General features: G+C 73.6%; 14 protein-coding genes and 1 pseudogene. 13 read left to right on the top strand and 2 right to left on the bottom strand.

Going from position 1 to position 14,246, the window contains the following annotated elements; translation table 11 throughout:
- Positions 1-131: 131 nt before the first annotated feature.
- Complete coding sequence (locus ACFZAT_RS04055) at positions 132-914, top strand: hypothetical protein (protein WP_391259610.1); 783 nt, start codon at positions 132-134, stop codon at positions 912-914.
- 17 nt (positions 915-931) lie between these two features.
- Here the strand turns inward: ACFZAT_RS04055 and ACFZAT_RS04050 are convergent, their stop codons facing one another.
- Positions 932-1,414 carry a MarR family transcriptional regulator gene (locus ACFZAT_RS04050; protein ID WP_391259607.1) on the bottom strand — a complete coding sequence of 161 codons (483 nt, stop codon included), beginning with the start codon at positions 1,412-1,414 and terminating at the stop codon, positions 932-934.
- Positions 1,415-1,654: 240 nt separating this feature from the next.
- On the opposite strand from ACFZAT_RS04050, the gene ACFZAT_RS04045 reads away from it, so the two are divergent.
- On the top strand, positions 1,655-2,497 hold the full coding sequence (locus ACFZAT_RS04045) for a GH25 family lysozyme (RefSeq protein ID WP_391259604.1): 843 nt from the start codon (positions 1,655-1,657) through the stop codon (positions 2,495-2,497).
- A gap of 237 nt (positions 2,498-2,734) precedes the next feature.
- Positions 2,735-3,415: a polysaccharide deacetylase family protein gene (locus ACFZAT_RS04040; protein ID WP_391260267.1), complete on the top strand. Its 681-nt coding sequence runs from the start codon at positions 2,735-2,737 to the stop codon at positions 3,413-3,415.
- A 67-nt stretch (positions 3,416-3,482) separates the two neighbouring features.
- Here the strand turns inward: ACFZAT_RS04040 and lon are convergent, their stop codons facing one another.
- A complete protein-coding gene (gene lon / locus ACFZAT_RS04035) occupies positions 3,483-5,903 on the bottom strand; it encodes an endopeptidase La (RefSeq protein WP_391259602.1) in 2,421 nt (806 codons plus the stop codon).
- 97 nt (positions 5,904-6,000) lie between these two features.
- Here lon and ACFZAT_RS04030 point away from each other — a divergent pair.
- The 10 genes and pseudogenes from ACFZAT_RS04030 to ACFZAT_RS03985 all read left to right on the top strand — a co-directional run.
- Positions 6,001-6,256 (top strand): annotated as a pseudogene (locus ACFZAT_RS04030) (DUF4259 domain-containing protein); the annotation flags it as partial.
- Between the two features lie 64 nt (positions 6,257-6,320).
- Positions 6,321-6,899 (top strand): isochorismatase family protein, encoded by a 579-nt coding sequence (locus ACFZAT_RS04025; RefSeq protein ID WP_391259599.1) that lies wholly within the window; start codon positions 6,321-6,323, stop codon positions 6,897-6,899.
- Positions 6,900-6,941: 42 nt separating this feature from the next.
- Positions 6,942-7,535, top strand: a complete 594-nt coding sequence (locus ACFZAT_RS04020; RefSeq protein ID WP_391260264.1) for a sigma-70 family RNA polymerase sigma factor — start codon at positions 6,942-6,944, stop codon at positions 7,533-7,535.
- A complete protein-coding gene (locus ACFZAT_RS04015; RefSeq protein WP_391259596.1) occupies positions 7,532-8,494 on the top strand; it encodes a hypothetical protein in 963 nt (320 codons plus the stop codon). Before ACFZAT_RS04020 ends, ACFZAT_RS04015 begins: the two co-directional genes overlap by 4 nt.
- 10 nt (positions 8,495-8,504) lie before the next feature.
- A complete protein-coding gene (locus tag ACFZAT_RS04010; protein WP_391259593.1) occupies positions 8,505-9,290 on the top strand; it encodes an ATP-binding cassette domain-containing protein in 786 nt (261 codons plus the stop codon).
- Positions 9,287-10,588, top strand: a complete 1,302-nt coding sequence (locus tag ACFZAT_RS04005) for a hypothetical protein (RefSeq protein WP_391259590.1) — start codon at positions 9,287-9,289, stop codon at positions 10,586-10,588. The genes ACFZAT_RS04010 and ACFZAT_RS04005 overlap by 4 nt, the downstream gene beginning before the upstream one ends.
- Positions 10,585-11,187 (top strand): hypothetical protein, encoded by a 603-nt coding sequence (locus ACFZAT_RS04000; protein ID WP_391259587.1) that lies wholly within the window; start codon positions 10,585-10,587, stop codon positions 11,185-11,187. Before ACFZAT_RS04005 ends, ACFZAT_RS04000 begins: the two co-directional genes overlap by 4 nt.
- Positions 11,188-11,275: 88 nt before the next feature.
- Entirely contained in the window at positions 11,276-11,968 is a 693-nt protein-coding gene (locus ACFZAT_RS03995) for a spermidine synthase (protein ID WP_391259584.1), read from the top strand.
- 235 nt (positions 11,969-12,203) lie between these two features.
- Positions 12,204-12,941, top strand: a complete 738-nt coding sequence (locus tag ACFZAT_RS03990; RefSeq protein ID WP_073963975.1) for a response regulator transcription factor — start codon at positions 12,204-12,206, stop codon at positions 12,939-12,941.
- Complete coding sequence (locus ACFZAT_RS03985; RefSeq protein ID WP_391259580.1) at positions 12,938-14,014, top strand: ATP-binding protein; 1,077 nt, start codon at positions 12,938-12,940, stop codon at positions 14,012-14,014. Before ACFZAT_RS03990 ends, ACFZAT_RS03985 begins: the two co-directional genes overlap by 4 nt.
- The last annotated feature ends 232 nt before the right edge of the window (positions 14,015-14,246 follow it).

Below are 14,246 nucleotides of genomic sequence, written 5' to 3'. Positions count from 1 at the left end.
CTTTGGCAGGATGCCCGCCCGCACCTCGGGGCGGAGGGATTCCTTCCGCTCCGACCACCCTTCTGACCTGCTGGTACACACCAATCCCAGGGCCGTGCAGGCACGGTGAAGGCATCGTGCAGACTGGCCGGATGCGCATCGAACTCGCGACCGCTCCCGGCGCCCCGGACCGCCCGAATGAGGACTGGACGGCCTCGGTCCTCCCCGCCTCCGGTCGGGGCGGCGGTCTGGTGCTGCTCGACGGCGTGACCCCGCCGCAGGGGGATGCCGGTTGTGTGCACCCGGTCCCGTGGTTCACCGCCCGGCTGGGTGGAGCGCTGGTCGAACTGTCCGGTTCGCGGCGGGATCTGACCTTGCGGGAGATCCTCGCGGAGTCCATCCGGCGCACCGCGGACACCCACCGCTCGACCTGTGACCTTTCTCACGTACGTACGCCACAGGCAACCGTCGTCGTGGTGCGTTGGGACGAGGCCGAGGTGGAGCACCTGGTGCTGTCCGATTCGGTGCTGCTCCTCGAAGCGCCCGACGGGGGTGTCCGCGCGGTCCTGGACGACCGGCTCGACCGGCTGCCCCGGGAACTCCTGGTCTCGGACGCGGTGGCCGACGCCCGGGCGCGCAACAAGGAGGGCGGCTTCTTCACGGCCGCCGCCGATCCGGCCGTGGCGGAGCGCGCGGTCACCGGGCGGACGCCGCGCGCCGGGGTGCGGGCCCTGGCCGCGATGACGGACGGGGCGAGCCGCTGGACGGAGATGTTCGGCGCGGGCGACTGGGGGGCGTGCCTCGGGATCCTGGAGAAGGAGGGCCCGCAGGCGCTGATCGACCGGGTTCGCGCCCTGGAGGACGCGGACACGGAGCGTAAGCACCTCAGGGGCAAGACGCACGACGACGCGACGGCGGCGTACGTACGGCTGTGAGCCCCTCCCCCGGGCACTCAGTCCTCGGCGCTCGCGTTCAGCTGGTGCAGCAGGCGGGCGAGTTCCGCGACCTCGGCGCGGTCCCAGTCGGCCAGCTTGCGGACGTAGCGGTCGCGGCGGGCGTCGCGGACGCTCCGGAAGCGGGCGAGCCCTTCCTCGGTGAGGTGCACGAGAAAGGCGCGCCCGTCGGCCGGATCGGGCTCGCGCGCCACCAGGCCGAGGGCCTCCAGGGCGCGGAGCTGCCGGCTCATGGTGGCCTTGCCGACGCCGAAGTACGCGGCGAGATCGGTGGCCCGCTGCCGGCCGGCCGATTCCAGGCGTACGAAGAGGCCGTAGGCGGCCGCTTCGAGTTCGGGATGCACCTCGCGCGCCATCTCGCCGGAGTTGGCCCGCGCGCGGCGCAGAAAGACGGCCAACTCCAGCTCCAGGGCGAGGAATTCGTGGTCCACACCACTTCCTCCGGTAGCGCCGGGGTCTCGTCCGCTTTCGCTCCCGTGCACGTCAACTCCCCTCAAGAGCTTTCCCGCAGATGAAAGTTTCTTCCGCCGACGGTCATCGCCGCAGCTCCGCCAGTATTTCGCAGGAGTAGACCAACGGCGCCGCCCAGGCCCTCTTCCGCCGCACGGGTCTACGTGCGTAGCGTCATGCATGGCATGTCCACACCATGGCATGCCGCCGGGATCGCCGCGCGGCGCCTCCCGGGTCGGCAGCTCCCCCCACTGAGGTCTCGGAGGCACGCAATGCCCGTGCACAGATCCGGCTCCACGAAGTCCCGCCGCTCGCGCCTCGCCGCGGCCGGCACCCTGCTCGCAGCCCTCTCCCTCCTCATCGCGCTCCCCGGCGCCTCGAACGCGGCGGGCGGCGACCCCACCGCGCCCGCGCGCGGCAGCGCCACCATGGGCATGGGCGTCGTCGCCCACGACGGCAAGGGCGGTCTGCCGGTCGAGGGCCGCGCCGCCCAGACCGAGGGCGTGGACGTCAGCAGCCACCAGGGCAACGTCGCCTGGTCGACGCTCTGGAACAGCGGCGTGAAGTGGGCCTACACCAAGGCCACCGAGGGGACGTACTACACGAACCCCTACTTCGCGCAGCAGTACAACGGCTCGTACAACGTCGGGATGATCCGCGGCTCGTACCACTTCGCCACGCCCGACACCACGAGCGGCGCCACCCAGGCCAACTACTTCGTGGACCACGGGGGCGGCTGGTCCAAGGACGGCAAGACCCTGCCGGGTGTGCTCGACATCGAGTGGAACCCGTACGGCGCGCAGTGCTACGGCAAGACCGCCGCGCAGATGGTCGCGTGGATCCGTGACTTCGTGAACACGTACAAGGCGCGCACCGGGCGCGACGCGGTGATCTACACCGCGACGAGCTGGTGGAAGGACTGCACCGGCAACAACGGCGGCTTCGCGACCACCAACCCCCTGTGGGTGGCCCGCTACAACACCACGGTCGGCGAGCTCCCGGCCGGCTGGGGCTTCTACACGATCTGGCAGTACACGTCCTCCGGCCCGACGGTGGGCGACCACAACCACTTCAACGGCGCCCTGGACCGCGTCCAGGCACTCGCCAACGGATAGTTCCCGGCCCCGCGGAGCCCGGTGACGCACCCCGTCACCGGGCTCCGTCGCGTCCGGGCCACCCCACTATGAACTCGGTGTATACATCGCAGGTATAGTCACCGCTCCAGGTCGCACACCAGTGCGTCCGTTCACCTGAGGGAGTGGCGCGCCGTGCCCAGTAAGAGGAAGTCGATCGGTACGGGGTTGGGCGTCGCTCTTGTGACGGCGCTCACGCTCACGCTGAGCGGCTGCACGATGGAGACCACCGCGCCCGGCTCGGCCCGCGACGACGCCGCTTCGGACGCCAAGGCCCCGATGGGCCCGGTGGACTGCCGCAAGGCCAAGTGCATCGCGCTGACCTTCGACGCGGGCCCGGCCGAGGACACGCCCCGTCTGCTGGACATCCTCAAGGAGAAGAAGGTCCACGCGACGTTCTTCCTGCTCGGCAAGAACCACGTCAGGAAGCACCCGGACACCGTGAGGCGGCTCGCCGCCGAGGGCCACGAGATCGCCAACCACACCTGGTCGCACAAGATCCTGACCGACCGGAAGCCGGCCGAGATACGCGCCGAGCTGGAGAAGACGCAGGACGCCATAGCGGACATCATCGGTAGGAGACCCCGGCTGATGCGCCCGCCGCAGGGCCGTACCGACGACACGATCTCCGGCATCTGCAAGGACCTCGGGCTCTCCCAGATCCTGTGGAGCGCCACCGCCAAGGACTACTCGACCACCGACTCGGCGCTGATCAGGAAGCGGATAGTCGACCAGGCGAGCAAGGACGGCATCATCCTGCTGCACGACATCTACAAGGGCACCGTGCCCGCCGTGCCCGGGATCATCGACACGCTGAAGAAGCAGGGCTACACCTTCGTGACGGTCCCCCAGCTGATGGCCCCCGCCGAGCCGGTCCCGGGCACGATCTACCGGCCGTAGGCGCGGCGGTACGCGGAACGGCCCGCCTGCCCGGGCCGTTCCGCGTCCGTCGTTTCGGTTGCTTCCGTTACGCCGCTTGTGCCGCCGGGATCCTGCGCTCCGCCGTGGCCGGGGCCAGGGCGATCTCCAGGACCTGGCGGACGTCGGTGACCGGGTGGACCTCCAGGGTCTCCAGCACCTCGGCCGGGACATCGTCCAGGTCGGCCTCGTTCCGCTTGGGGATCACCACGGTGGTGATGCCCGCCCGGTGCGCGGCCAGCAGCTTCTGCTTCAGGCCGCCGATCGGCAGCACCCGCCCGGTCAGCGACACCTCACCGGTCATCGCCACGTCCGTGCGGACCAGCCGTCCGGAGAGCAGCGAGGCCAGCGCGGTCGTCATCGTGACGCCCGCGCTCGGGCCGTCCTTGGGGACCGAGCCCGCCGGGAAGTGGATGTGCACGCCCCGGTCCTTGAGGTCCGCGACCGGCAGCTCCAGCTCCGCGCCGTGCGACCGGAGGAAGCTCAGCGCGATCTGCGCGGACTCCTTCATGACGTCGCCCAGCTGGCCGGTGAGGGTCAGACCGGACGCCCCGGTCTCCGGGTCGGCGAGCGACGCCTCCACGAAGAGGACGTCCCCGCCCGCCCCGGTCACCGCGAGCCCGGTGGCCACGCCCGGCACCGACGTACGGCGCTCGGCCGGGTCCTGGGCGGACTCGGGCACGTGGTGCGGGCGGCCGATGAGACCGCGCAGGTCGTCCGCGCCCACGGTGAACGGCAGCTCGCGGTCGCCCAGCTCGCTCTGGGCCGCGACCTTGCGCAGCAGCCGGGCGACGGCGCGCTCCAGGTTCCGTACGCCGGCCTCGCGGGTGTACTCGCCGGCCAGCTTGCGCAGCGCCGGTTCGTCGAGCGCGACCTCGCCCTTCTCCAGACCGGCCCGTTCCAGCTGGCGCGGGAGCAGGTGGTCGCGGGCGATGACGACCTTCTCGTCCTCCGTGTAGCCGTCGAGCCTGACCAGCTCCATGCGGTCGAGCAGCGCCTCCGGAATGGCCTCCAGGACGTTGGCCGTGGCCAGGAAGACGACGTCGCTGAGGTCGAGCTCGACCTCCAGGTAGTGGTCGCGGAAGGTGTGGTTCTGCGCGGGGTCGAGGACTTCGAGGAGGGCTGCGGCCGGGTCGCCCCGGAAGTCGGAGCCGACCTTGTCGATCTCGTCCAGGAGGACGACCGGGTTCATCGAGCCGGCCTCCTTGATGGCGCGCACGATGCGTCCGGGCATCGCCCCGACGTACGTACGCCGGTGGCCGCGGATCTCCGCCTCGTCCCGGACACCGCCGAGCGCGACGCGGACGAACGTGCGGCCCATGGCGTGCGCCACGGACTCCCCGAGCGAGGTCTTGCCGACCCCGGGCGGGCCGACGAGGGCCAGCACCGCGCCGCCGCGCCGCCCGCCGACGACCCCGAGGCCGCGATCGGCCCGGCGCTTGCGCACGGCGAGGTATTCGGTGATGCGCTCCTTCACGTCCTGGAGGCCCGCGTGCTCGGCGTCCAGGACCTCCTGGGCGCCCTTGATGTCGTAGGCGTCCTCGGTGCGCTCGGTCCAGGGCAGTTCGAGGACGGTGTCGAGCCAGGTCCTGATCCAGGAGCCCTCGGGGCTCTGGTCGGAGGCGCGCTCCAGCTTGTCGACCTCCTTGAGCGCCGCCTCGCGGACGTGCTCGGGCAGGTCGGCGGCCTCGACACGGGCCCGGTAGTCGTCGGACTCGTCCTCCGGGTCGCCGTTCAGCTCGGAGAGCTCCTTGCGTACGGCGTCGAGCTGGCGCCGCAGCAGGAATTCGCGCTGCTGCTTGTCGACGCCCTCCTGGACGTCCTTGGCGATGGACTCGGCGACGTCCTGCTCGGCGAGGTGCTCGCCCAGCCACTGGATGGCGAGCTTCAGCCGGGCGACCGGGTCGGTGGTCTCCAGGAGGCGGACCTTCTGGGCGGTCGTGAGGAAGGGCGAGTAACCGGAGTTGTCGGCGAGCGCGGAGACGCCCTCGATCTGCTGGACCCGGTCCACGACCTGCCAGGCCCCGCGCTTCTTCAGCCAGCTGGTGGCGAGCGCCTTGTACTCCTTGACCAGTTCGGCGACGGCCCCGGGCAGGGGGTCGGGGACGGATTCGTCCACCCGGGCCCCTTCCACCCAGAGGGCGGCGCCGGGGCCGCTGGTGCCCGCTCCGATGCGGACCCGGCCGCGGCCCCGGATGAGGGCGCCCGGGTCGCCGTCGGAGAGCCGCCCCACCTGCTCGACGGTGCCGCGGACACCGATCCCGGTGTACGTCCCGTCGATGCGCGGGACGAGCAGCACCTCCGGCTTGCCCCCGCCCTCCCGGGCAGCGGCCTGCGCGGCCTCGACGGCGGCGCGCACCTCGGTGTCCGACAGGTCCAGCGGCACCACCATCCCCGGCAGCACGACCTCGTCATCGAGCGGCAGCACGGGCAGGGCGAGCGGTGTGACGGCGTTGGACTCAGTAGCCATGATCTCCCCTTCGGCAGTCAAGTTGAGCTATACCGGCTCAATGCTTGTGAGCCCCGCAATGTTCCCCGGGCGTTGTTCGCTCTGAGCGATCAGCCGCGACGTGGCGGACGAGGCCGTAGCGGCGGCCGCCCCGGTCGCGGCGCGGTGCCCCAGGGGGTGCCCCCGCCGACTCCGCGTACGGCCCGGACGAGCCCCTGCCGGACCTGACCGGCCTGCGCGGACTCGCGCTCCGGGCGCTGGACCGGGTCCTGACGGAGCCGTCCGAGGCGCTGGAGCTCTGGGAGGGAGCGGAGGACGGGCCCTGGCACACCGGGGTCAACCGGCTGCGCGAAGTCCTTATGCCCCGGCCCTGAGCGGCCCTGGTCCGCACCCCGATATTCCGTGGAGCCGGGGCGCCGCGCCGGACAGGATGGCCGCATGACCGAGACCCCGCTCCCCGTACAGGCCCTGATCGTGGTGGACGTGCAGAAGGACGGGGTGACCGGGGCGGGGGCCGTCCCCGCGGCCGAGGTGCTGCTGGACCGTACGGCCGGGCTGCTGGCGCGGGCCCGGGACGCGGGGGCGGTCGTCGTCCACCTCCAGAACGACGGCGACCCGGGGTCGGGCGACGAGCCGTTCACGCCGGGGTGGGCGCTGCACCTGCCGGTCGTGGCGGGCCCCGCGGAGTCCGTGATCCGCAAGACCTGGGACGACGGCTTCAAGGACACGTCCCTGGGCGCCGTCCTGGCGGAGGCGGGCGTGGAGTCGCTGGCCGTCTGCGGCGTCATGTCGGAGATGTGCGTCCAGGCGACGGCCCGCACCGCCCTGGCGCGGGGCTACCGGGTCGTCCTCCCGTACGACGCCCACGCCACGCACGACGTCCCGGCCGCCCCCGGGATCAGCGACGCGGTCCCCGCCGCCGTCGTCTCGCGGGTCGCCGCCTGGGCGATCAGCGCGGACGCGGATGTCACCGCACCCGCCTCGGCCGTACGGTTCACGGCGCCGCCGGGGGCGTGAACCGGGCGGCGGGCGGCCGCCGATAGAGGGGGTGTGAGCGACATGCGCCCCTCGGGGGACGACCGGAGCGACGAAGCGCTTCTGCGTGCCGTCGCGCAGGGCGACACGGCCGCCCTGGCCGCGTTCTACGACCGGCACGCCGGCTGGCTCCTCGCCCGGCTGAGCCGCCGGTGCCCGGACCCGGAGACCGTACGGGAGGTCGTCCAGGACACCTTCGTGACGGTCTGGCGCTCCGCCGCCGCGCACCGGGGCGCCGAGGCGGGCGGCTGGCTCTGGGTGATCGCCGCCCGGCGCCTCGTCGACGCCCAGCGGACCCGGGCCCGGACGGAACGCGCGACGGCGGCCGAGCAGGCGGGCGACGCCCGCTGGGCCGCCCCCGCACCGTCCGCCGAGGACCGGGTCCTGGCCGGCCTGGAGTACGGGGATGTGGGCGCCGCGCTCGACCGGATCTCGCCGGAGCTCCGCGAGGTCCTGCGGGCGACGGTGGTCGACGGCCTGACCACCAGGGAGGCGGCCCGGCTGCTCGGCATACCCGAGGGCACGGTCAAGACCCGGGCCATGCGCGCCCGCCGCGAGCTGCGCGCCGCCCTCGACCGCCTGGTCGCGGAGAACGGCCCCCTGGGAGGCACGGCATGACGACGTGGCACGTGACGGACGATCTGGTCCTGCGGTACGCGGAGGGCACGGCCCCGGAAACGGACTCCTGGTCCCTGGAGAAGCACGTCGAATCCTGCACGGGGTGCGCGGAACGCGTGTCGGCGGCGGTGCGCGACGGGGGGGCCGGAGCCGCGGTACTGGACGCGGTCCGGGCGGCGGTGCTGGCGGATGCGCTGGCGGAGCCGGTGGCGGGCACGTGGCGCCGGGTGCGGGGCGCGGGGCGACGCTCCGGCGGCGCGGACGTGCCCTGGTCCGGAGCATGGCGCCGGGCGCTCGACGCGGGTGTGCGGGGCCGCGTGACCGGGCCCCGCCTCCTCGGACGGGCGCTCCGGGCCGCCGGGCCCGCCCTGCGTGGGCCCTGGGGTGGGGCGCTGGTCCTCGTGGTGTGCGCGGCCGTGGCGCTCGCGTACGGGGGTGGGCTCGGGGGGTCGGTGCGGGCGCTGCTGCTGCTCGTGGCGCCGGTGCTGCCGGTTGCCGGGGTCGGGGTCTCGTACGGGCGTTCCGCCGACCCGCTGCACGAGATCATCGCCACCTCCCCCGGCGGCGGGCTGCGGCTGCTGCTGACCAGGACGGCCGCGGTGCTCGGGGTGACCGTCCCGGTGCTCGCCCTGGCCTGGGCGGTGCTGCCCGCGTCGGCCGGCGGGCCGGGGCCCCTGGCCTGGCTGCTGCCGGGACTCGCCCTGACCCTCGCGGCGCTGGGACTCGGCTCGTACGTCGGCTGCCGCACCGCGGCCCTCGTCGTCGCGGCGGGCTGGGCGGCCGCCGTCACCGTACCGGCGCTCGACACGTCCCCGTCCGCTCTCCTCGACGGAACGCCGAGGGCGCTCCGCTACTTCGCGGGGCTCCCCGCACAGGGCGCGTGGGCGGGGGCGGCCCTGCTCGGCGCGGCCCTGCTCGTCCTGCGCCGCCGATCCTTCGACCACCTGGAGACGTCATGAGCGTGATCGCGTGAACAGCACCGTCAGGGTGTCCGGGCTGACGGTCCGGCACCGCCGCAGAACCGCCCTGGACGCCGTGGAGCTCGCCTTCGGGCCCGGTGTGCACGGGCTCCTGGGCCCCAACGGAGCCGGCAAGACCTCGCTGATCCGCGTCCTGTCCACGGCCGCCGCGCCGGACGCCGGGCGGGTCGAGCTGCTGGGCGCCGACGTGGGGCCGGCGTCGGGCCACCGGGCCCGGGCGGAGGTCCGGCGCAGGCTGGGCTATCTGCCGCAGGAGTTCGGCTACTACGCCGGTTTCACGGTCCGCGAGTTCGTCGCCTATGTGGCGTGGCTCAAGGAGATGGACGGCCCCCGGGTGGCCGCCGCCGTGGAGCGGTCCGTGGACCGCGTAGGGCTCGCCGACCGCATCGACTCCCGGATGAAGACGCTGTCCGGCGGCATGCTCCGGCGCGTCGGCATCGCCCAGGCGATCGTCAACGAGCCGGAGCTGCTGCTCCTGGACGAGCCGACCGCCGGGCTCGACCCGGAACAGCGCGTCGAGTTCCGCGCCCTGATGCGGGACCTCGGGGAGCACGCGACGGTCATCCTCTCCACCCATCTCGTCGAGGACGTGGTGGCGGCCTGCGAGGACGTGACGCTGATAGAGGCGGGCCGCGTCGCGTACCGGGGGACGACGCGCGAGCTGGCGGCCCTCGGCAGGGACGGCGACGACCCGGACACGCTCCACGGCAGCCCGATCGAGCGCGGCTACACGACGGCCCTGCGCTCCCACCGGGCGACGGCGGGCGCCCGATGACCCTGACCGAAACCCCCGCGCGCCGAACGGCCCCGGGCCCGGCGCGCCCCGCGCTGCGGACCGAGGCGCGGCGCGGCATCGGCCCGTGGACCGGGCTGTCCACGGCGCTCATGATCGGCGTGACCATGGCCGCGAAGGCCGACGACTGGCAGGGCGACTGGATCGAGACCCAGAGCATCCTGCACTCCGGCGCCACCCTGCTCGCGGGCCCGCTGGTGGCTGCGGCGGCCTGCTGGCAGGGCGCCCGCGACCACCGGCGCGCCACCGATGAGCTGTGGCGCTCGACGCCGCGTGCCCGGTGGCAGCGGATGACGGTCGCCGCGCTGCCGCTCGCGCTGTGGGCGGTCGCCGGGTACGCGGTCGGGCTGGCCGGATCGCTGGCGGCCACCTGGCCGTATGCGGGCGGCGGCAGCCCGCTCCTCTCGCTCGCCGTGGTGGACGCCGCGTTCCTGGCGGCCGTGGCGCTGCTCGGGTTCTCCGTCGGCGTGCTGTGCCGGTGGCGGCTGGCCGCGCCCGTGCTCGCCGCCCTGATGTACCTGGTGCTCGGGGTGCCGAACTACTCGGAATCCCCGGCGCAGTTCCTCGACCCGGCCGTGCAGTACGCACTGGACAACAGCCTGCCCGTGGGGTGGTACGCCCCCGCCATGGTGGCCTGGACCTGTGGACTCGGGGCCGCCGCGCTGACCGCCGTCGCGGCCCGGCGCCGGCTCGCCGCTCTCGTACCGCTCGCCGTCGCGGCCGCCGTCGCCCCGCTGATCGTGTCCACGGGCGACGGTCTGTTCCCGCACGACCCGGCGGCCGACCACCTCGTCTGCACGGAGGGGAGTCCTCAGGTCTGCCTGAGCGGGCGCCGGGCGCACCTGCTGCCCCAGGTCGCCGAGGCGCTGTCGGGGCTGACCGGGCGGCTGGAGGGGGTGCGGGGGGCGCCGACGCGTTACGTCGCCCGGCTGCCGCTGCACGGCCCGGAGGAGGCGTGGATCCCGCCGCCCAACCCCGGCTGGTACCTCTTGCGCGGGCGGTTGCAGGACACGGGGGACTACGCCTGGCAGGTGGCGGCCAACATGACGATGCGGGACTGTCCGGATCTCCACCACGAGGGCGCCGGCGGCCGTCGGGTGGGCGAGACGGACAGCGCTGTCGGGCAATGGCTCGCCCCCGCCGGGGCGGCCCCCGGCGCGGAGAAGTCCCCCGAGCTCCGCCGCCTCGAAGCCATGCCCGACGCCGAGCGCCGTGCCTGGCTCGGCCGCTACTTGACCACGCGCACCAGCTGCGACTTCTCGGAGGTGCCGGTCCTGTGAGCCTCCCCGTCCTCTACCTCCGCTCCCGCGCCCTCCCCCGGACCGCCGCGGCCCTCGCCTGCACGGCCGTGCTCGCCGCCTGGGCAGCCCACTGGATCCAGGCGCAGCCGACCTTCGACCACAGCGCCCGCGTCCCCGTCCTGGTCCTGGCCCCGCTGCTGGTCTCGTCGGCCATCGGGACGAGCCTCCACGCCGCGGCGGACGAGCTCGACCGGACGGCGGTCCGGCGCTGGTGGCCCCGGCGGCTGGCGCACCTGCTCGCGCTCACCGTCCCGGCCGCCGCGGCACTCGCGCTGGCCGTCCCCGGGCACCCGGAGGCGTTCGGCGCGCCCGGCATGGTGCGCAACGTGCTCGGGGCGACCGGGATCACCGCCGCCGCGGCCGCCCTGATCGGGGCCCGGCTGAGCTGGCTGCCGGTCACCGTGTACATCGGCGCGGTCTATCTGGCCGCGCCGCGCACCCCCGGCGGCGCGGCCTCCGTGTGGGCCTGGCCGATGCAGCCGGGGCCCCAGGTGGGGGCGTGGGCCGTCGCGGCGGCGGCGTTCGCGGCGGGGGCGGCGCTCCACGCCGTACGCGGGGCGCGCCGCGAACGCGGCTGACCGGGGCCCTGAGAACCCACTGGCCCCCGCCCGCCCCCGCGCGAAAGGATGGCGGGGACAGCGACCACGGCCACCGGAGACCAGTGCCATGCCCCACACGTTCGGCCCCGACGCCGACGCCCCCGTCACCCTGGACCGCCGCGAGGGACCGTTCGGGGAGGTCGTGCTGCGCCGGCGCGGGGAGCACTTCGAGATCATCGCCAACGGGTGCTTCCTGATGGACACCTCGGACGGGCGCTCCGAGCGGCTGCTGATCGACGCCGCGCTGGACGCGCTCCCGGCCGGCCGCACCGCGCCCGCCGTGCTCATCGGGGGGCTCGGCGTCGGGTTCTCGCTCGCCCGGGCCGCCGCCGAGCCCCGGTGGGGCCGGATCGCGGTCGCCGAGCGGGAGGAGGCGATCGTGGACTGGCACCGGCGGGGGCCGCTGGACCGGATCTCGGGGCCCGCGCTCGCCGACCCCCGTACGGAGATCCTGACGACCGACCTCGTCGCGTATCTGCGTACGACTACGGACCGTTACGACGCGCTGTGTCTGGACATCGACAACGGGCCGGACTGGACCGTCACCGAGGACAACAACGACCTCTACTCCCCCGCCGGTCTCGCCGACTGCCATGCGCGGCTCACCCCGGGCGGGGTGCTCGCCGTCTGGTCCGCACAACCGTCCGCCGCATTCGACCGAGCCCTACGGAATGCCGGTTTCCAGGGGGTACGTGCGGAAGAAGTGGGCGTTGCCCGAGGTGTGCCCGACGTGGTCCATCTCGCAATCCGGGGCGAGTGAGATCCCCCCGGCGGGTATCGGAAGCCCCCGGATGCCCGGAGAGCCGGGCGCACCGGCGCTCCGTCCCGCCCCGCGCGAAGATCCCTCACAGCGGTCCGGCCTTGCACCCTGCGTAGCCGAAACGCCTCCGCTGCCTCTACGCTGCTGACCGGTAGCGGGATCACCCACGAAATTCACGAGCGAAAACCGTACGTCCGGGGGAATGGCCTCCGTGAGAACGGGCAGGGGCGGGGCGATGGAACAGACACACACCACCCACAGCGGCGTCGCGGCCACCCCGGGCGCGCAGCGCCGGGTGCTGGTGGTCGAGGACGACGCCACGATCGTCGATGCCATTTCCGCCCGGCTGCGGGCGGAGGGCTTTCTCGTGCAGACCGCGCTCGACGGCCCCGCCGCCGTGGACGCGGCCGAGGCGTGGCAGCCGGACCTGATGGTGCTCGACATCATGCTGCCGGGCTTCGACGGCCTGGAGGTCTGCCGCCGGGTCCAGGCCCAGCGGCCGGTACCGGTGCTGATGCTGACCGCGCGGGACGACGAGACGGACATGCTCGTCGGGCTCGGGGTCGGCGCCGACGACTACATGACCAAGCCGTTCTCGATGCGTGAGCTCGCCGCCCGGGTGCACGTCCTGCTGCGCCGGGTGGAGCGGGCCGCGCTGGCCGCGGTGACGCCGCGCAGCGGCATACTCCGCCTCGGCGAGCTGGAGATCGACCACGCGCAGCGCCGGGTGCGGGTCCGCGCCGACGACGTGCACCTCACCCCGACCGAGTTCGACCTGCTGGTCTGCCTGGCCAACACCCCGCGCGCGGTGCTCTCCCGGGAGCAGCTGCTCGCCGAGGTGTGGGACTGGGCGGACGCCTCGGGCACCCGGACGGTCGACAGCCACATCAAGGCGCTGCGCCGGAAGATCGGCGCGGAGCGCATCCGTACCGTGCACGGCGTCGGCTACGCGCTGGAGACCCCCGCGCCATGACCTCGCCCGGACCGGGGCTGCGGCCGTTCTCGATCAAGGCCAAGCTGGGCACCCTGGTGGTGGTCTCGGTGTTCATCACCACCGGGCTGATCATGGTGGCCTTCCGTACGCGGACCGAGCTGCGGTTCATCACCGTGTTCTCGGTCATCGCGACGCTGCTGATCACCCAGTTCGTGGCGCACGGCCTGACCGCGCCGCTGGACGAGATGCGCGCGGTGGCCCGGTCGATCTCGCACGGCGACTACACGCGGCGGGTCAACGGCGCGGACCGGCGCGACGAGCTCGGCGACCTGGCGCAGACCATCAATCTGATGGCCGACGACCTGGCGGCCGTGGACCGGCACCGCAAGGAGCTGGTGGCGAATGTCTCGCACGAGCTGCGCACACCCATCGCGGCGCTGAGAGCCGTCCTGGAGAACGTCGTGGACGGGGTGTCCTCGGCCGATCCGGAGACGATGCGCACCGCGCTCAAACAGACGGAGCGCCTGGGCCGCCTGGTGGAGACGCTGCTCGACCTGTCCCGGCTGGACAACGGCGTCGTCCCGCTGAAGGCCGGCCGCTTCGAGGTGTGGCCCTATCTGTCCGGGGTGCTGAAGGAGGCGAACCTCGCCGCCGCGCACCGCCGGCTCTCCTCCGGGTCCGGCAACCACTCGCGTACGGACGTCCATCTGCACCTGGACGTGTCACCGCCCGAGCTGACCGCGCACGCGGACGCGGAGCGGCTGCACCAGGTGGTGGCCAATCTCATCGACAACGCCGTCAAGCACAGTCCGCCGCACGGCCGGGTCACGGTGCTGGCCCGGCGCGGCCCGCAGCCGGAGTCCCTGCACCTGGAGGTGGTCGACGAGGGCCCGGGCATTCCGGAGTCCGAGCGCCACCGGGTCTTCGAGCGGTTCAACCGGGGCGAGGTGGCCTCGCCGCACGGTCCGGGCAGCGACGGCGGTACGGGGCTGGGGCTGGCGATCGCCCGCTGGGCGGTGGATCTCCACGGCGGCCGGATCGGAGTGGCCGAATCTGCTCGCGGCTGCCGGATCCGCGTCACTCTTCCGGGGATTCCGCAACAGCGAGGTTGACATAGGGTTCGAACCGGAAGGCCGCGTTCTACGTGTTCCGGTTACGGGATACGGTCGAGGAGGCCGCTGCGGCGGCCTCGCGTACCCGGAGCGAAGCGGAACCATGCTTGTTTCCCGCCATTTCCAGCGCCGAAACCCGGCTTCCGATGTGACTTGCACGACGAAGACCTCCCCGGCCTGCAAGGAACGGCCACGGAGGCGTAGCCTTGATTCCCGCTGTCCATCACCTTGC

This window comes from Streptomyces sp. NPDC008163, from assembly GCF_042956885.1.
GTDB lineage: Bacteria > Actinomycetota > Actinomycetes > Streptomycetales > Streptomycetaceae > Streptomyces > Streptomyces drozdowiczii_A.
This window is presented reverse-complemented; position numbering and strand designations above follow the sequence as displayed.